This window comes from Chitinophagales bacterium (genome assembly GCA_019694975.1).
In the GTDB taxonomy this organism is placed as follows: domain Bacteria; phylum Bacteroidota; class Bacteroidia; order Chitinophagales; family UBA10324; genus JACCZZ01.
Map to the genome: position 1 here is coordinate 370,753 of JAIBAY010000003.1, position 16,516 is coordinate 387,268.

Annotated in this window: 16 protein-coding genes and 1 tRNA gene; 5 read left to right on the top strand and 12 right to left on the bottom strand. The window is 45.0% G+C overall.

Annotated features, from left to right (window positions below):
* Nucleotides 1-29: 29 nt before the first annotated feature.
* Nucleotides 30-1,295, top strand: a complete 1,266-nt coding sequence (locus K1X61_07880; protein ID MBX7108548.1) for a T9SS type A sorting domain-containing protein — start codon at nt 30-32, stop codon at nt 1,293-1,295.
* Nucleotides 1,296-1,466: 171 nt separating this feature from the next.
* Here K1X61_07880 and K1X61_07885 read toward each other — a convergent pair whose 3' ends face one another.
* From K1X61_07885 to K1X61_07895, 3 genes are all read right to left on the bottom strand, one after another.
* On the bottom strand, nt 1,467-2,357 hold the full coding sequence (locus K1X61_07885; GenBank protein ID MBX7108549.1) for a flavin reductase family protein: 891 nt from the start codon (nt 2,355-2,357) through the stop codon (nt 1,467-1,469).
* 99 nt (nt 2,358-2,456) lie between these two features.
* Nucleotides 2,457-3,437 (bottom strand): hypothetical protein, encoded by a 981-nt coding sequence (locus tag K1X61_07890; protein ID MBX7108550.1) that lies wholly within the window; start codon nt 3,435-3,437, stop codon nt 2,457-2,459.
* Between the two features lie 12 nt (nt 3,438-3,449).
* Entirely contained in the window at nt 3,450-4,646 is a 1,197-nt protein-coding gene (locus K1X61_07895) for an aspartate aminotransferase family protein (protein MBX7108551.1), read from the bottom strand.
* A gap of 163 nt (nt 4,647-4,809) precedes the next feature.
* Here K1X61_07895 and K1X61_07900 point away from each other — a divergent pair, with 163 nt between their 5' ends.
* Together K1X61_07900 and K1X61_07905 are read left to right on the top strand one after the other, a co-directional pair.
* A complete protein-coding gene (locus K1X61_07900) occupies nt 4,810-5,235 on the top strand; it encodes a hypothetical protein (protein ID MBX7108552.1) in 426 nt (141 codons plus the stop codon).
* Nucleotides 5,236-5,356: 121 nt separating this feature from the next.
* Nucleotides 5,357-5,429 (top strand) — tRNA-Phe (locus tag K1X61_07905).
* A 279-nt stretch (nt 5,430-5,708) separates the two neighbouring features.
* Here the strand turns inward: K1X61_07905 and nth are convergent.
* The 3 genes from nth to K1X61_07920 all read right to left on the bottom strand — a co-directional run bounded on the left by nth (nt 5,709) and on the right by K1X61_07920 (nt 7,618).
* Nucleotides 5,709-6,371 (bottom strand): endonuclease III, encoded by a 663-nt coding sequence (nth, locus tag K1X61_07910; protein ID MBX7108553.1) that lies wholly within the window; start codon nt 6,369-6,371, stop codon nt 5,709-5,711.
* A gap of 270 nt (nt 6,372-6,641) precedes the next feature.
* Nucleotides 6,642-6,881, bottom strand: a complete 240-nt coding sequence (locus K1X61_07915; GenBank protein MBX7108554.1) for a hypothetical protein — start codon at nt 6,879-6,881, stop codon at nt 6,642-6,644.
* Between the two features lie 158 nt (nt 6,882-7,039).
* Nucleotides 7,040-7,618: a sigma-70 family RNA polymerase sigma factor gene (locus tag K1X61_07920; protein MBX7108555.1), complete on the bottom strand. Its 579-nt coding sequence runs from the start codon at nt 7,616-7,618 to the stop codon at nt 7,040-7,042.
* A 419-nt stretch (nt 7,619-8,037) separates the two neighbouring features.
* Between K1X61_07920 and uvrA the strand changes: the two genes are divergently transcribed.
* On the top strand, nt 8,038-10,863 hold the full coding sequence (uvrA, locus tag K1X61_07925; protein MBX7108556.1) for an excinuclease ABC subunit UvrA: 2,826 nt from the start codon (nt 8,038-8,040) through the stop codon (nt 10,861-10,863).
* 11 nt (nt 10,864-10,874) lie between these two features.
* Here the strand turns inward: uvrA and K1X61_07930 are convergent, their stop codons facing one another.
* The 5 genes from K1X61_07930 to gltX form a co-directional block, all read right to left on the bottom strand.
* Nucleotides 10,875-11,711: a deoxyribonuclease IV gene (locus tag K1X61_07930; protein MBX7108557.1), complete on the bottom strand. Its 837-nt coding sequence runs from the start codon at nt 11,709-11,711 to the stop codon at nt 10,875-10,877.
* Nucleotides 11,712-11,764: 53 nt separating this feature from the next.
* Complete coding sequence (locus tag K1X61_07935; protein MBX7108558.1) at nt 11,765-12,544, bottom strand: enoyl-CoA hydratase/isomerase family protein; 780 nt, start codon at nt 12,542-12,544, stop codon at nt 11,765-11,767.
* A 105-nt stretch (nt 12,545-12,649) separates the two neighbouring features.
* Nucleotides 12,650-13,072 (bottom strand): cobalamin B12-binding domain-containing protein, encoded by a 423-nt coding sequence (locus tag K1X61_07940; protein ID MBX7108559.1) that lies wholly within the window; start codon nt 13,070-13,072, stop codon nt 12,650-12,652.
* Nucleotides 13,073-13,084: 12 nt separating this feature from the next.
* The gene (locus K1X61_07945; GenBank protein ID MBX7108560.1) at nt 13,085-13,309 is read right to left on the bottom strand and encodes a hypothetical protein; all 225 of its coding nucleotides are present in this window, start codon (nt 13,307-13,309) and stop codon (nt 13,085-13,087) included.
* 53 nt (nt 13,310-13,362) lie between these two features.
* Nucleotides 13,363-14,901: a glutamate--tRNA ligase gene (gltX, locus tag K1X61_07950; protein MBX7108561.1), complete on the bottom strand. Its 1,539-nt coding sequence runs from the start codon at nt 14,899-14,901 to the stop codon at nt 13,363-13,365.
* 288 nt (nt 14,902-15,189) lie between these two features.
* On the opposite strand from gltX, the gene K1X61_07955 reads away from it, so the two are divergent.
* Nucleotides 15,190-15,807 (top strand): polysaccharide deacetylase family protein, encoded by a 618-nt coding sequence (locus K1X61_07955; GenBank protein ID MBX7108562.1) that lies wholly within the window; start codon nt 15,190-15,192, stop codon nt 15,805-15,807.
* Here the strand turns inward: K1X61_07955 and K1X61_07960 are convergent, their stop codons facing one another.
* Nucleotides 15,808-16,473 carry a DUF3575 domain-containing protein gene (locus tag K1X61_07960; GenBank protein ID MBX7108563.1) on the bottom strand — a complete coding sequence of 222 codons (666 nt, stop codon included), beginning with the start codon at nt 16,471-16,473 and terminating at the stop codon, nt 15,808-15,810. It lies immediately after the preceding gene.
* Nucleotides 16,474-16,516: the final 43 nt, after the last annotated feature.

The following is a 16,516-nucleotide window of genomic DNA, read 5'->3' on the forward strand; positions in this document are numbered from 1 at the left end:
TGCAGGACACCATTTAAATCCGTGGCAAAATGAAAATAAAGCTGCTTCTACTTTCCATCGCGGCCTTCCTGCAATTGATGGCAACGAGTCAATCTTTTGGACAAGTTTTAACAGATTGGGAAGATATCAAAACCGGTGGACCGCAGCTGCCTGTTTATGTACCACCACCGGCAGTTTACCACGATGGCATGCGCGCGGTTTCGTTTACCATCAGCTATAATGGCTTCACCGGTGAGGCGCAGGCAGCTTTTCAATATGCGTCAACGATCTGGTCGGTATTGCTGAATTCAACCGTACCGATAAAAGTGAATGCATGGTTCGTGCCATTGCCCGCCGGTTTACTGGGTATCACGCTTCCAAATGGCAGAAAGAATTTTGCGGGAGCACCACAACCGGATGTGTGGTATGCCACTTCCCTGGCCAACGCAATTGCCGGAACCGAATTAAACAGCGGTGAAGCCGATTTCGATCTTTACCTGAACAACACCATCAACTGGTACTACGGAATCGATGGAAATGGCCCGGGAAACAAATATGATTTTGTTTCCATTGTGCTGCACGAAATGTGTCACGGTTTAGGATTTGTCGGCTTGGCAAAAACTGATGGGACTACCGGCTCCTTTGGCCTGTTGCAAGCATCAGACTTCGCCCCTATTGTAACCTCATTCCCGTGGCCTGCGCTTGACACTCTACCAGGCATATATGATACGAAGCTCGAAGATGCTACCGGTACGCCGTTGACTTCTCTTTCCAATCCTTCAAGCGGACTGAATACAGTATTTACAGGCAACCAGGTATATTTTAACGGAGACCTTGCCATATTGCTAAATGGAGGAGTGAAGCCTAGAATGTACGCTCCTGCTGTATTTGCACTGGGTTCCAGTCTGCTTCACCTCAATGAATCAACTTACCCTGCCGGCAACATCAATGAACTGATGACACCATTTGCCGGCACTGCCAATGCAGTACACGATCCGGGACCGATCGTCATGGGAATTTTACAAGACATAGGCTGGAGCATCAATTATAATGTTGGTATCGGAAATATGATGGAGGAGAAAAAAATGATTGCAGTTTTTCCCAATCCTGTACATCAGCTGATGCATCTGCAGCTCCCTCAGGAAAGCAACGTTTTTAATATGCATATAGAATTATGGGATATCTATGGCAAATGCAGGATGCGGCAGGAAAATTTACCTGATGCTATTGATGTATCTGATCTTCCGGCAGGGCATTATCTGCTCCTGGCAATAGATGGAGATAATACGTATCAGGTGAAATTTACAAAGGACTGAAAGTGTAGTAATCAACTCTGCTCAAACACGAATCTTGGATTGCTGAACAGCGCAGGATTCGGTAATGGTGCGAAAAATAGTTGGTGATTTTAGCAATGAAAAATTCACTTTCAAGCATTGCAGTGAATACAGTGATGCATGCTTCATCAACAGTAATTTTGTGGCCAGGCGCTATGTTGCCAGCAGCACCTTCCATGCAGCCGGCAGGTTTCCTTCCTCCAGGAATTGCCGGGCCAGCAGATGCCGGTGATACTCCAGTGATTCTTCATCATTGCTGAATCGTTCATTCAATTCATCTGCAGCATCCTTTATATCTACGGAAGCCAGCTCATCTTTGCCGGGGATCCGTTCAGCGTTTCCCAATTGGCCGAGATTGTTGCCAGTAAGCACTTTACTTAACCGGATGAAGCCGGGCAGCTGATCAATGCCAATAGCGGGTTTTGTATTCGGTTTATGCACTTCAAATAATGCAGCACCCGAAGCGCGAACATAAAAGTCGCCTCCGAGCCGTGCAACCAGGTCTATTTTATGCTGATCAATGCGTGATTGATCATTCAATACCGATTCGTTGATGTGCATCAATAAGATTTCGCAAATGATCAGATTTGCTGCACCACCCTGATCGCCCATTGGTTTCACTTCAATTACGCTGCATTCAAATTGCACCGGCGATTCTTTAACACGAAAAGGTTTTATTCTTTCAGATGGAATAGCCGTAAAACCAGCTTTTTCAAATTCATTTACTCCTCTTTCAAACTCAACACTGGATAAGGAAGTCTGATGTACCATGTCATAATTCACGGTATTAATCACCACTTCCGGCACTTCCAGCACATTGTCGAGGGTATGCTTGGTGGTATTATCACGAACACGGCGCGCAGGAGAAAAGACAAGAACCGGCGGATTGCTTCCAAAAGCATTAAAAAAACTGAATGGTGCGAGATTAGGTTTCCCTTCCCTGTCCACCGTGCTTGCAAAAGCAATGGGCCGCGGTGCTATGGAAGATAACATGTAAGCATGCAGCTGGGCGACAGAAATATCCTTTGGATTTATGGTTATCATACTGTGTAAATTGAAGTTAGCTGAATGAATTTTTGTGTATGATCTGAAATTCTGTTTTTTTGGAACGGGTAGCCTCCATGTAATGATTGCTACAACGCATCATTCAAGAAATCTGTAAATACTGCCGCCTTCACCGCACAGATAACCACCGTCCTTTGTCAAAAAAATGCCATGCAAATCAATGGCTGGCGCATTGGCTACATGTTCCCAGTTTGCTCCGGCATCTGTTGTCTTTAAAAAACAACCCTTCTCCCCGATGACATACCCCGTGGTGGCATTCCTGAAAACAATCTGTTCAAGGTGCCAGGTGTCCTGCAAGAGGTTATTCCCGTTCCGGAGCATCTCCCATGTATTGCCTCCGTCTTCTGTCTTAATTATAGTTCCTTCATAGCCTGCCGAATAGCCTGTCATCGGATCAGTGAAAACAACGGATTGAAAAAAATCGCCCTTCGCCGTCGTGAGTTGCCATACAGCGCCACCATCAGTAGTTTTGAAAATTGCTCCGTATCCGGCAACAAAACCGGTTAGTTCATCGGTAAAAAAGAGGCTGCGGAATTCCTGCGGAAAGGTATCAATCTGCCAATGGTTTCCGCCATCGGAGGTGGAATAGATATATCCCGTTTTGTATCCGTCACCTCCACAACAAAATGCTTTTTGTGGCGTCAGTATCAATACATCATGCAAGGGCTGATAACGGGGCGACTGATACAGACTCCAGTATTCTCCGGCATTAGTGGTTTTATAAATCTTGCCATCGACGCCAACGGTGAAGCCGGTATCAGCAGCATAAAAATCCTGCTTGTATAAAGCTTTTCCGAGGTGCTCACCTTGTGAAAACCAGGTGTTACCCCTGTCGGTGGTCTTTAGTATATTCCCTTCTACGTAACGTTCCCCGCCGCAGGCATAACCTGTTGAGTCATTCACAAAATAAATATCCCTCAGATCTTTGGATATACCTGAATGCAACTCAGTAAATATGAATGTGGCAGCTTCCTTCCGGCACGATGAATGAATGATAGAAAGTATTCCGAAGAAGAAAATTGTAACTGCACAGTTTCGAAAGCGTGGAAGAAAATTCATGCTGCACTTGCCTTATGATTCACTAATTGCTTTATCAATAGCCTGTACTATCAGGTTACACGCCAAAACTATTTCTGCATCGGAGATGGTTAATGGTGGTGCCAGGCGCAGGCAGTGCCCGGCAAATAAAAACCAGTCGGTGATTATGCCGGCTGCAATACAGTTTGCGATCACTTTTTTGCAAAATTGCTCATCACTGAATTCAACTGCCATCAGCAAGCCCGCACTTCTGAATGCCTTGATGGCAGCATGTACCAATTGCTTTTCAAACAGGCTCCGGCGGTGTTCCACACCGTTCATCAGGTTTTCGTTCAGCAGCACTTCCAGGGCTGCCTTACCTGCTGCGCAGGAAACCGGATGACCGCCGAATGTGGTGAGATGACCAAGAACAGGATCATGTGTCAGCACCTGCATATTTGAAGCAGATGATATAAATGCACCTAAAGGCATTCCACCGCCAAAAGCTTTTGCCGTCAACAGTATATCAGGAATAACACCGTAATGTTCGAAACAGAACAAGGAACCTGTACGGCCCATACCGGTCTGTATTTCATCAAATATCAAGAGCGCTCCGGTTTCATCGCATCGCGATCTGACACGTTGCAGAAAATCATCTGTTGGAAGCACCACGCCTGCTTCTGCCTGCACTGGCTCCATTACCAAGGCGGCAGTGTCGGCAGTAATAAACTCAAGGCCTTTCCGGTCATTAAACTGCAGTATTATGTTGCCCGGCAACAGTGGCCTGTAAGCCTGTTTCCAATATTCACTTCCCATGATGCTGAGCGCACCGTGTGTATGCCCATGATAACTGTTTCGAAACGAAATAAAAGAAGATCTTCCGGTCAGCCGTTTAGCAAGTTTCATGGCACCTTCTGTTGCTTCGGTGCCCGAGTTGGTGAAATAGACTGCATTCAGTTGTTCCGGCAGTTTTGACACAATCAGGCTGGCATAATGCACTTGCGGCGACTGCACATATTCGCCATACACCATCAGGTGCAGGTGCTTTTTCAATTGTTCATCTATCGCTGCGAGCACAGCGGGATGACGATGACCAATGCTGCTTACACTGATGCCGGAGATAAGGTCAATGTACGCTTTGCCATGAATGTCGTACAGGTAAATTCCCTCGGCTCTGTCAATCTCCAGCATCATCGGTACATCAGAAGTCTGTGCAAGATGCCTGAGAAACAGTTGGCGGTTGGAAAGCATGGAATCGGAAAAGGATGATTTATTGACAGCAAAATACGCCGATTAATAATTTACTTCCATTTTTGCGGATGCAAAATGCAATCTATTGAAAAACCTCGTGAAGACACTCCATTTCATTAGCTGCCCAATAATCAAAGAAAAAAATAGCCGGCATCTGCTGCTTGTGAGCCTGCGTCAGAAAGTGTGGAACCCTGTTTTTCTGACAGGAACCATCACCTTTATCTGCTCCATGCTTTTCAGGGGATTTCTGGACGCATCCATTGCAGTTTGGCCCCTTGCATTTTCAACGATCCTGCTGTTTTCCGGTATATGGATTTTATCCTCCAACGGCTTGCTGGTATTTGATATGGCTGATTCCAATTGCTACTGCATCTATAAGCACCTTGGTTACCTGCAGAAAAGCTATGCTTATCCGATAACTTCTATTGATAAAATTTTACTGGAGAAAACGAACTTAGGCCGGTTCAGCGTGCTATTGATAAAAGATGATGGTTCCAGGGTAAAAGTTATGGTATCGGCGGATGAACAACAGTTGCTTAATGCGGCGCGTGAAATTTCCGGGTTTCTCAGGATTCCATTGGATGCTTAAACAAAAATGCATGCTGTGGTAATATTACTGCCGCTGAATTTTGCTTTTTTGCCAAAACGATTACTTTTGCAGTCCTTTCAAAAATTCGGGCGTTTGATGTTAGCGGTGGCTGCAAAAATTTGGTGGGGTAGCTCAGTTGGTAGAGCAACGGACTGAAAATCCGTGTGTCGCCAGTTCAACTCTGGCCCTCACCACATGCTGGTTTAAAAGCGTTTCTGAAAAGAAGCGCTTTTTTATTTTGAAGCTATCTCAAAATACCTGGAGTTATCCTGTCCCGATTAATCAGGATCAGGATCTCTTCAATTCATTGACAGATGAAGAAATAAATCCGGCATGACCGCATTGATTGCTCATTTTGAGATAGCTTCTAATTATATGAGCTGAGCATCCCGACTTTTAAAACGAGTTGATGGAATATTGACATCGATGCTTGCATTTTCCAGGATGGCTGATTCCTTTTTATGCGACTAACTTCAGCTTTCCGATTGTATTTTCCCCTTCTGTTGCTTTTCATAATAACTACAATACTGAGATATTCCGCAGGCATTGCACTTCGGGGTACGGGCAAGGCATACGTACCTTCCATGCAATATTAACCAATGATGAGCGAGAGAGATTTTATCTTTCGGGATGTGCTTTATGAGTTGCATTTCAGCCTGTTGGGGATTTTTTGCCCTTTTAGTCAGTCCCAATCGTGCCGAGACTCTGAAAACATGCGTATCAACGGCCATCTTAGGCTGATTGAAAATACAGGATGCAATCACATTAGCTGTTTTGCGTCCGACGCCCGGCAGTTGCTGAAGCAGGTCAACGTCGGCCGGCACTTCACCGTTGAATTTTTCCATGAGCATGCGTGCCATGCCGGCCAGGTGCCTGGATTTATTATTGGGATAACTTATGCTCTTAATAAACGGGTAGACCTCTGTTTCATTTGAACCGGCAAGCGAAGCCGGATCAGGGAAACGCCTGAAGAAGGCAGGTGTGGTCTGATTAACCCGCTTATCCGTGCATTGAGCCGAAAGAATCACGGCGACCAGCAACTGATACGGCGAATCATATTCGAGTTCTGTTGCAGCATCAGGAGCATGTAATTCGAAGTAAGCCAGCACACCGGCATAACGTTCCTTTAAAGTCATGATCAAAGGTAAGCCCTGCCTGTGAGGATAATAAATTTAGACTCCGGTAATTCAATCGGTAAATCCTATAATGCTATCATGAAAAACTGCAATGGGTTGGCCCGATATGGCTGAAAAAGCAATTGATTCATAAAACAAACTGCACTTCAACGGTAGCGATAAACCCGGCTAAATTTTGAGATGTACAATGTGGGTTAAGCAGGATGAACCTGTGATTCAGAAAGTCAGCTGCGTGGTTATGCCAAACCCTGATTTACCGGCAATTACTTATCAGACAGGACTTGCCTCATGCGCTGTTTCCCTGCTGAAATCAAGAATGATATTCACTGATGATTCGGCGGGTTCCAAATCAACGGTATCCAGCAAATTGAAGGTTTCCGTGAATTGCTGTAAAAGCCGTGCAGCAGAAGAATCCTCTTTTATCCATTGCCTGATGGCAATTTCTTCCTGTGGACTGGTTTCCCTGTAAAGAAATCGGAGGAGGTCATTAGGTGTAAAGTTGTTTGTCATAGGCATCTTTAGGTTACGTCCTGTTTTGAAAAGAACACCTAAACAACGCCAAACTTTCAGCATATTGTATATGCAGGGCTAATTTTTTCCGTCATCCGGTATTGCTGACCTTTCTCCTGACAGGCGAAGGTTACCGGCTCCGTAGCGGAGCATTTCCGCTATAAAGCAATCTGCTTTTCTTTTTGAAGCTTACGCAAATTGATCAGTGCATAACGCATGCGGCCCAGAGCAGTGTTGATACTCACATTCGTAATATCGGCTATCTCTTTAAAGCTTAAATCGGCGTAATGACGAAGAATGACCACTTCTTTTTGTTCAGCCGGCAAATGATCCACCATTTCCCGCACTTTCTGATGCGACTGCTGCCGTATCATCATCTTTTCCGGGTTACCATCTGAAAATTGCAGCACATTAAAGATGTCAAACCCATCCGGTGTGGTGATTTGCGGAGTACGCCTGGTTTTCCTGTAATAATCAATACACAGGTTATGCGCAATACGCATTACCCAGGGTAAGAACTTCCCTTCTTCCTGGTATTGCTGCGCTCTTAACTTTTTCACCACTTTGATAAAGGTATCCTGGAAGAGGTCTTCCGCCAGGTATTGATCACGTACAAACATGAAAATGGAAGTGAATACTTTACTTTTGTGCCGCCTGATTAAAATTTCAAGCGCTTGTTCATTGCCATGCATGTACTGAAGCACAAGGGCTTCATCATTAAGAACCTGAGTTTGCATCTCTACAGTGTTTGATCTCCGGCTGAGCGGAGTTGTTAAAAATGGCAGCAGTTCTTCATTGAAAACGGCTGAAAAAATCAAAACGTGTAGAGGTCAGGCCAGTAGGATCTGCTATTTAGTTGAATAATCTGTTTGCCATCCGGTAAGAAGACAAACAATCCGTTTATTGAATGTTAAAATGTATTCCAATTGATTCAGATTCCCGGTTAACAGGCAATACCGCAGGAACATAATCCACGGCAATGCGTTGTTTCACATATCACTGCTCATGAGATTTGATAATGGCAGCGATGCTAACTAAGAATGACTGAATGAATTGGTGTAAAATTGCAACTGATAAAAATCCCTTGTTTTAGTAGTGTAAAACCTGTTGCGATAGAAGATGTAGTTTTAAATTAAAAGGTTGCTTTATTTCAACGATGAGTCAAATATCAAATATAAGTTTGGAAAAACCAAATGTGAAAGGGTCAGAAAAATTAATTTTTATAAAAGGCGCCCGCACCCACAATCTGAAAAACATAGATGTCGGCATACCTAGAAACAAACTGGTGGTAATTACCGGCGTTTCAGGATCCGGTAAATCGTCACTCACCATTGATACATTGTATGCGGAAGGCCAACGCAGGTATGTGGAATCACTGTCGGCATATGCAAGGCAGTTTCTGATGCGGATGAACAAGCCGGACGTGGATTATATAAAAGGCATTTGCCCTGCAATTGCCATTGAACAACGTGTCGGCACGCGCACTTCCCGGTCCACAGTAGGTTCTCTCACCGAAATTTTTGAATACCTGCGCATCCTGTATGCAAGAGTAGGAAAAACGATTTCACCAGTTTCAGGAAAAGAAGTAATCAAGCATGATGTGAGCGATGTGGTGAACTATGTGAATACCCTGCGTAATGGCACCCTTGTTTATGTTGCTATTCCATTCCGGAAAATACATCACCGCAGCGTGAAAGAAGAACTGAATGTACTCCTGCAAAAAGGCTTTACACGTTTGAAAATGGATAGCGAGGTGGTGAAAGTAGAAGATTTCCTTGCGGGGTTAAAAGCAAAGGATGAAGCAAAAGTTGCAGAAAAAATCAATATTATCATTGACCGCATTGCCTGGAAAAAAGAGGACAAGGACAACCAGATACGATTAGCTGATTCTGTGCAAACGGCTTTCTTTGAAAGTGAAGGTGACTGCATAATTTATACAGAAGAAGCAGGCGCCATTCCGTTTTCAAACCGGTTTGAGCTGGATGGGATGCAGTTTGAAGAACCCACTCCCCAGTTTTTCAGTTTCAATAATCCGTTTGGTGCCTGCAAAACCTGTGAAGGCTTCGGATCTGTTATTGGTATTGATGAAGACCTTGTGATTCCCAACAAGAATTTATCAGTGTATGAAGGCGCCATTGCCTGCTGGAAAGGTGAAAAGATGAGTGAATGGAATGAGGAAGTCATTAAATATGCCCGCAAATCTGATTTTCCCATTCACCGGCCGTACAAAGATCTGTCTGAAAAGCAAAAACAGCTGTTATGGGAAGGCAACCAATATTTTCACGGGCTCAACGAATTCTTTAAATACCTCGAAACGCAAACCTATAAGATACAATACCGCGTAATGCTTTCACGCTTTCGGGGCAAAACATCCTGTCCTGATTGCAAAGGTTCAAGGTTACGAAAAGATGCTTCCTATGTTAAAGTAGGTGGTGCTTCCATTATTGATATCGTGCTCCTGCCGGTTGCGGATGTGTTTCATCACTTCAGGAACCTGAAATTGTCACCTAAAGAGTATGCCGTATCTAAAAGAATTTTGCTCGAAATCAACAACCGCCTGCAGCTCATGATGGAAGTCGGCCTCGGCTACCTCACTTTAAACAGGCTCTCTTCAACCCTCTCCGGCGGAGAGACGCAACGCATTCATCTTACCCGAACGCTGGGAAGCAACCTGACCAGCTCGCTGTATATTCTTGACGAGCCCAGTGTCGGCCTCCACCCTCGCGATACAGATCAGCTTGTTAAGGTATTACATAAACTGCGCGACCTCGGTAATACGGTTATAGTGGTGGAGCATGAAGAAGAAATCATGCGCAACAGTGATCACATCATTGACATGGGGCCGCTTGCCGGTATATATGGCGGAGAGGTGATTTATAACGGGAGCTATCAGGATATCTTTCAAGACAGCGAAAGCCTGACAGGTAAATACCTTTCCGGCGAGCTGTCCATTCCTGTTCCTGCTCAACGACGCAAGTGGATCAATTCATTGCAGCTGACCGGCGCAGCTGAACACAATCTGAAATACATCAATGTAACATTTCCATTGCAGGTTATCACCGTTGTCAGCGGTGTCAGCGGCTCCGGTAAAACAACGCTCGTCAAAAAGATTCTCTATCCTGCATTACAAAAACTTATCGGAGGTTACGGTGAAAAAGCAGGCCTCTTTGAGCAACTCACCGGTGACTACAAGATGATTTCACAAGTAGAAATGGTGGATCAAAATCCATTGGGAAAGTCGTCACGCTCCAATCCTGTAACCTATATCAAAGCTTACGATGCCATACGCGATTTATATGCCGATCAGCGGGCAGCAAAAATCAAAGGACTGAAGCCGAAGCATTTTTCTTTTAATGTGGAAGGCGGCCGGTGTGAGGTATGCAAAGGCGAAGGTGAAATTATCGTGGAGATGCAATTCCTGGCAGATGTGCACCTGCTGTGTGAAGAATGCGGCGGTAAACGCTTTAAGGAGGAGGTGCTGGAAGTGAACTACAAAGAAAAAAATATTGCTGATGTTCTCTCCATGAGCGTTACGGAAGCAATCGAATTTTTTTGGGAAGAAGAAGATATCGTCAAGCGTTTGCAACCGCTCGCTGACGTGGGGTTGGGTTACGTTAAACTGGGACAGTCATCCAGCACACTCAGCGGCGGCGAAGCACAACGGGTTAAGCTTGCATCATTCCTTGGAAAGGGAAATTCGTCAAAACCGGTGCTGTTTATTTTTGATGAACCCACAACCGGACTTCACTTCCATGACATCAGCAAACTGCTGCGGTCATTCGAGATGCTGATTGAAAATAATCACACCGTCCTGATTATTGAGCATAATATGGAAGTAATAAAATGCGCGGATTATGTGATTGATCTCGGACCGGAAGGCGGCCTGCAGGGCGGGAACCTGGTCTACCAGGGCACACCGGAAGGACTGGCGGCGGTCAAACAATCCTGGACAGGCCGGTTTCTGAAAAAGCACCTACGGTAAATGCATGCAGCTCAACCGGCGAGTTTCCGCAACAGCTTTAAATTCTTCTCATCCCACTGATCCTCTTTTGGTGTTTCAATCACCTTCGGTATATGATGGAAATTTCTCATGATATATTGAAACGGGATCAATCCCAACCTGCCTTTGCCTATATGTTCATGACGATCGAGATGTGAGCCAAGATCTCCTTTGCTATCGTTCAGATGAAAGGCGCACAATTTTTCAAGGCTGCAGGTTTTATCAAAAGAAGTGATGGAGTCTTCTATGCCGTTTTTAGTCCTGATATCAAAACCCGCAGCAAAGGCATGGCAGGTATCCAGGCAAAAGCCTATACGCGGGCTGGAGACTTCAGCTGCAATAAATTGCAAATTTTCGAAAGTTCCTCCCACACTGCTGCCTTGTGCAGCCGTGTTTTCCAGCGCAATCTTTACCTGGCTGTCGGGTGTGCTTTCAATTACCTGCTGAAGTCCTTTGGCAATGCGCAGCATCGCTGCTTCCAATGATTGCGATCCTGCTGCGCCCGGATGCAATACACAAAAGGAAAGGCCAAGTTGCGTACAGCGGATTACTTCTTCTGTAAGTGCATCGACTGCTTTTGCATGGGCACTGTCATCCGCGGCTGCAAGGTTTATGAGGTAGGAACAATGCGAGAAGACTGATTTTACTTTTGATACCCTGAAAGCCTGGCAAAAGTGCAGTTGCTCCACTTCCGTGACCGGTTTGGCTTTCCATTGCCTTTGGTTGCGGGTAAATATCTGGAACGTATCAATCCCCAGGTGTTCCGCTTCTGTAAAGGCATTTTCCAGGCCTCCTGCAACTGAACAATGCACTCCAAGCAGCAAATTCATTCCCATCGTTCAACAAGAATAAGTGATACAAAGTAAAGTGAGCAACCGGCCGTTTATTTCCCTTTAAACACAGGAGACCGTTTTTCCAGAAATGCCGCTGTTCCCTCTTTGAAATCTTCGGTATTGATACATTTGGAAAATTCGTCAATCTCCAGTTCAAAACCATCTTCCTCTTTGCTGTAGTAAGCGTTAGCACAGGCAATCAACTGATCGATTACCAACGGTGATTTTGTAATTATTTTGCTGAGTATTGCACTGCACTTTTGCATTAATTCAGACTGTGCTACCACATAGTTCACTAATCCGAATTGCAATGCTTCCGCTGCCGAAATCATGTCGGCTGTAAGGAGCAATTCCAAACCCTTCGCCTTCCCAATATAACGGATCAACCTTTGCGTGCCGCCATATCCCGGAATCAGTCCGAGGTTGATTTCAGGCTGACCGAACTTCGCATTCTCACTGGCAATCCGGAAATGGCAAGCCATAGCCAGTTCACAGCCACCACCCAATGCGAAACCGTTAACGGCTGCCACAACAGGTTTGGGGGAGGCTTCTATTTTATTAAAAACACGGTGCCCATTGGCAGACATCGCCTTAGCCTGTTCAGGGGTGAGTGAAGTGAACTCCGAGATATCGGCACCGGCCACAAACGCTTTGGTACCTGCTCCGGTTATGATCACGCCAAGGATAGCATCCTTGTCATACACATCAGTAAACAATGTATCAAGTTCATCAATCACCTCGCGGTTAAGTGCATTTAATTTCTCAGGCCTGTTGATAGTGATAATGAGCACACCATCCTTCATTTCTGTAAGCAAATGTTTGAATATCATAACTGATGAAATTGTGTAAAAAATGTTTGACACTTTAGAATGTGACAGCAATTTGATCCTGCTTATTTTGCATGTAAGCCCAGCTATCATCGATGGCAACCTCCATCAGAAATCACGATGGCTTTTCACCCAATCTTTAATGTATCCGGAGATTTCCTGCGTGGAAGTGCCCGGAGGAAACAACTTACCTACTCCCATTTCATGCAAAGCATTCATGTCTTCTTCCGGTATAATGCCTCCGCCGGTCAGCAACACATCATGCATTTCCTTTCCCTTCATCAGGTTAATGATTTTTGGAAATACGGTCATATGAGCGCCTGAAAGAATAGAGATACCAATAACATCCACATCCTCCTGCAGGGCCGCATTGACCACCATTTCTGGCGTCTGTCTTAAACCGGTATAAATCACCTCCATGCCAGCATCACGCAAGGAAGATGCGATAACCTTTGCGCCGCGATCATGGCCGTCAAGACCAACCTTGGCAACCAGCACCCTTACCGGGCGATCTGCATGATGAGTTGACATATTCATTTTATTTTATTTGCCCCGCTGCTTTCCTTTTTTCGGGTCGCTGCTGTTACGACGATCATGCTGTTTCTTCTCCTCGAGTTTCCTGTCCACCACTTTTCGGTCGAGGAAATCATTCAGCTTATCAATTGCCACATTGGCAACAACCTCCCCAAATTCATTCACACTGATGGCAAGTCCTTTCAATTCAGGATCAACCTGCGCTTCGCTTTTCCTGTTTGCTTTTCGTTTCATGATTTAAGAGCGTGTTACCATTATGTTTTAGCAAATCAAAAATTAATCCTTCATTAAACGATAGTCAGCAGTTCATCAAATTTTACTACAGCCTTCCTCATTCTTGTGATCGTTTCTTCCCTGCCGAGTAATGATACAATCTCAAATACGGCCGGGCCATTTTTTGTTCCGATTAACATGACTCTTAAAACGGGTAACAGGTCGCCCCCTTTCAGGTTATTTTGTTTTAAGAAAGCTTGCAAAAAAGCGTCTGTAGATTGCATGGAGAAATCGCTTTGTTTCGCCAGTTCCTGCTCTAATAATTCAAGGTTTCCGGCTACCTGATTATTCCATTTTGATTTCACAACCTGCAGATCAAATTCGCCGGGCGGAATAAAAAACACTGCCGCCTGCTGCCACAGCTCATTTATCAGGGTGCATCGCATTCTGATCACCTCACATACACTTTCAACATAAGCCTGTGAAACGGATATCTTATGATTTTCCAGTTCCGGCTGTATATAAGCAGACAGTTCGCGGCCGGATTTCTGTTTCATGTATTCATGATTGAACCACTTCGCTTTCTCAAAATCAAATTTTGCCCCCGCCTTATGAATGCGCTCAACAGAAAAGTCATTGATCAGTTCATCAAGTGTCATCACTTCCCTGTTTCCGGGTGATGCCCAGCCAAGCAATGCCAGCATATTGGTAAAAGCATCCGGAAAAAATCCGCGCTCACGAAAACCCAATGAGTGCTCACCGGATGAAGGATCCTGCCAGTTGATCGGAAACACTGGAAATCCCAGTCTGTCACCATCTCGTTTGCTTAGCTTGCCATTTCCATCAGGTCGCAAAATCAATGGCAGGTGAGCGAAGGCCGGACGCTGTTCTTCCCATCCAAAAAAACGGTAAAGGAGGTAATGCAAAGGAGCCGACGGCAACCATTCTTCTCCCCGAATAACATGTGTAATTTTCATCAGATAGTCATCCACCACGTTTGCCAGGTGATAAGTAGGCATGCCATCGCTTTTAAACAGCACCTTATCATCCAACTGGCTTGTATTCACAGCGATCTCGCCCCGGATCAGGTCATTGAACCGGAGTTCTTCATTGGCGGGCATCTTAATGCGAATCACATAATGATCCCCGCGCTCCAGGCGCTGCTTAACCTCTGCCGCAGACAATGTCAGTGAATTTATCATGGCATCGCGTGTAACAGCATCGTACTGCAAGGAGGAACTGCCGGCAGCTTTCAATCGCTCCCGCATGGCTTCAAGTTCTGCTGCAGTGTCGAATGCATAGTAGGCATGCCCTGATGCTATCAGCTGTTCGGCAAACGGGTAATACAGATGCTTTCGCTCCGATTGCCTGTAAGGTCCAAATGGGCCGCCGCTGACCGGTCCTTCATCTGCCACAAGGCCGCACCAACTTAGTGCCTCCAGCATATAATCCTCCGCTCCTTTAACAAGTCGATTCTGATCAGTGTCCTCCACGCGGATAATAAAGGTGCCCTGATGTTGCCTGGCAAAAAGAAAATTATACAAAGCAGTGCGAACGCCACCGATATGCAGTGGCCCTGTAGGACTTGGCGCAAACCTTACTCTTACAGACATTTCAAAGATTTCATGCTTGCAAAAATAGCCGAATTATCACAAAAACTTAGCCGTCGGCAGAGGCAAGTACGGCAAGAAACCGTTCCCGGCCAATCAGAACATGTGGATGGGTAAAATAAAGTTAAGCAGGTTATATCTTGCCTTAGAAGATATTAGTCACATGCATTATTCCCTGCGCCTGCAACCTTTTTATCAATGCGGTCATCTTGAAATAAGTTTTACGGAAGTAAAATAATCGTTCGCTTCGTTCGTCAAAACACGTATTAAAAACAAGCCGTCCAATTGGGAATGTATTTTATCAAAACGCCTGAGATACTTAAACGTCTGTATCCGCGGCAGGTATGGAGTTATCCGGAAACACAACAGAAGCTTTACCTGACTTTCGATGATGGCCCTACACCTACTATTACAGATTGGACCCTGAAGGAATTGAAGAAATTTGGCGCTAAAGCCACCTTTTTCCTCGTCGGACAAAATGCGGAACGTTACCCCGAGATCATTTCGACGATTAAAAAAGATGGGCATGCTATCGGAAATCACACCTATAAGCATTTGAATGGCTGGTCAACCAGCACCAATACTTATATTAAAGATATTCTTAAATGTAACGAAATCGTTTCGAGCCGGCTATTCAGGCCTCCTTACGGTCGCATCACCAAGTCGCAGACAAGCATTATGCTGAACCGTTATAAAGTGATCATGTGGGATGTATTGAGCGGCGATTTCGACCGCACTATCACCAAAGAACGGTGCCTGAAAAATGTGCTGGAGAATACGCAGCCGGGTTCTATCATCGTGTTTCATGATAGTGTGAAAGCGGCTGACCGCATGCAATATGCATTGCCGCGTGTGCTGGAGTATTATTCAGAGAGAAACTTCTCCTTCGCTCCCTTAATTGTGAACTGATTATTTAAGCAATATTCCAATATCAAAACCTGCAGCAAACGTCAGGGGAATTTCCGGCACTTGAATATGGCTGTATTTATGGCTTTCATCAAATGAATCAGGGTATCCATAGGAAGGTGCAGTGGTGTCATAATGATAGAAGGAAGTGCCATAGCCCGCACCTGCATGCAAATCGAGGGTAACTATTCTCGCCAGCACCCACTGCTTTCCCAGATTCAGCATCAGTGCGATGGAGTTGTTGGTACCACGTTCCGTAGTGTAAGTACCATTCTGCGAATTATAGTTATCGTAATCAAAGCCGAAACCACTGTAAATAAACTCCGGCTTAAAATAGGCGCCCTGAAAATCGTTATAACGCTTCATTCCATCCAGGAGATAATCAGGGGCGAAATAAAGCCGCGGGCCTGCTTTGATGAACAGTCCTTTGGCGTGGTTCCCATCTTCAATAAGACTGATGCCTATGATCCCCAGGTTACCTTCCAGTGTGATATTATTGGCCAGTACCTGCTCATAACCAAAGGTGATATTTCCTGTTAGGGGAGAAAAAAAATCCATTTTAATGACTCTGTTTTTTATTACCGGAGAAGGAACCGTTTCCATCTGTGCATTCGCAATCTGAGTTCCGAAGTACAGGAAAGTCAGCAGCAGGAAGATTAATCTTTTCATAGTTGTAACGATTAACTAACCGTACAAAGATACGTTGAATAGC

Bases quoted from the DNA above. Each gene is read 5' to 3' on its own strand.
- K1X61_07915 (MBX7108554.1), bottom strand. From the start codon at position 6,881: ATGACAAACAACTTTACACCTAATGACCTCCTCCGATTTCTTTACAGG.
- K1X61_07955 (MBX7108562.1), top strand. From the start codon at position 15,190: ATGTATTTTATCAAAACGCCTGAGATACTTAAACGTCTGTATCCGCGG.
- K1X61_07960 (MBX7108563.1), bottom strand. From the start codon at position 16,473: ATGAAAAGATTAATCTTCCTGCTGCTGACTTTCCTGTACTTCGGAACT.
- uvrA (MBX7108556.1), top strand. From the start codon at position 8,038: ATGAGTCAAATATCAAATATAAGTTTGGAAAAACCAAATGTGAAAGGG.
- gltX (MBX7108561.1), bottom strand. From the start codon at position 14,901: ATGTCTGTAAGAGTAAGGTTTGCGCCAAGTCCTACAGGGCCACTGCAT.
- K1X61_07885 (MBX7108549.1), bottom strand. From the start codon at position 2,357: ATGATAACCATAAATCCAAAGGATATTTCTGTCGCCCAGCTGCATGCT.
- K1X61_07935 (MBX7108558.1), bottom strand. From the start codon at position 12,544: ATGATATTCAAACATTTGCTTACAGAAATGAAGGATGGTGTGCTCATT.
- nth (MBX7108553.1), bottom strand. From the start codon at position 6,371: ATGACTTTAAAGGAACGTTATGCCGGTGTGCTGGCTTACTTCGAATTA.
- K1X61_07920 (MBX7108555.1), bottom strand. From the start codon at position 7,618: ATGCAAACTCAGGTTCTTAATGATGAAGCCCTTGTGCTTCAGTACATG.
- K1X61_07890 (MBX7108550.1), bottom strand. From the start codon at position 3,437: ATGAATTTTCTTCCACGCTTTCGAAACTGTGCAGTTACAATTTTCTTC.
- K1X61_07940 (MBX7108559.1), bottom strand. From the start codon at position 13,072: ATGTCAACTCATCATGCAGATCGCCCGGTAAGGGTGCTGGTTGCCAAG.
- K1X61_07880 (MBX7108548.1), top strand. From the start codon at position 30: ATGAAAATAAAGCTGCTTCTACTTTCCATCGCGGCCTTCCTGCAATTG.
- K1X61_07895 (MBX7108551.1), bottom strand. From the start codon at position 4,646: ATGCTTTCCAACCGCCAACTGTTTCTCAGGCATCTTGCACAGACTTCT.
- K1X61_07945 (MBX7108560.1), bottom strand. From the start codon at position 13,309: ATGAAACGAAAAGCAAACAGGAAAAGCGAAGCGCAGGTTGATCCTGAA.
- K1X61_07930 (MBX7108557.1), bottom strand. From the start codon at position 11,711: ATGAATTTGCTGCTTGGAGTGCATTGTTCAGTTGCAGGAGGCCTGGAA.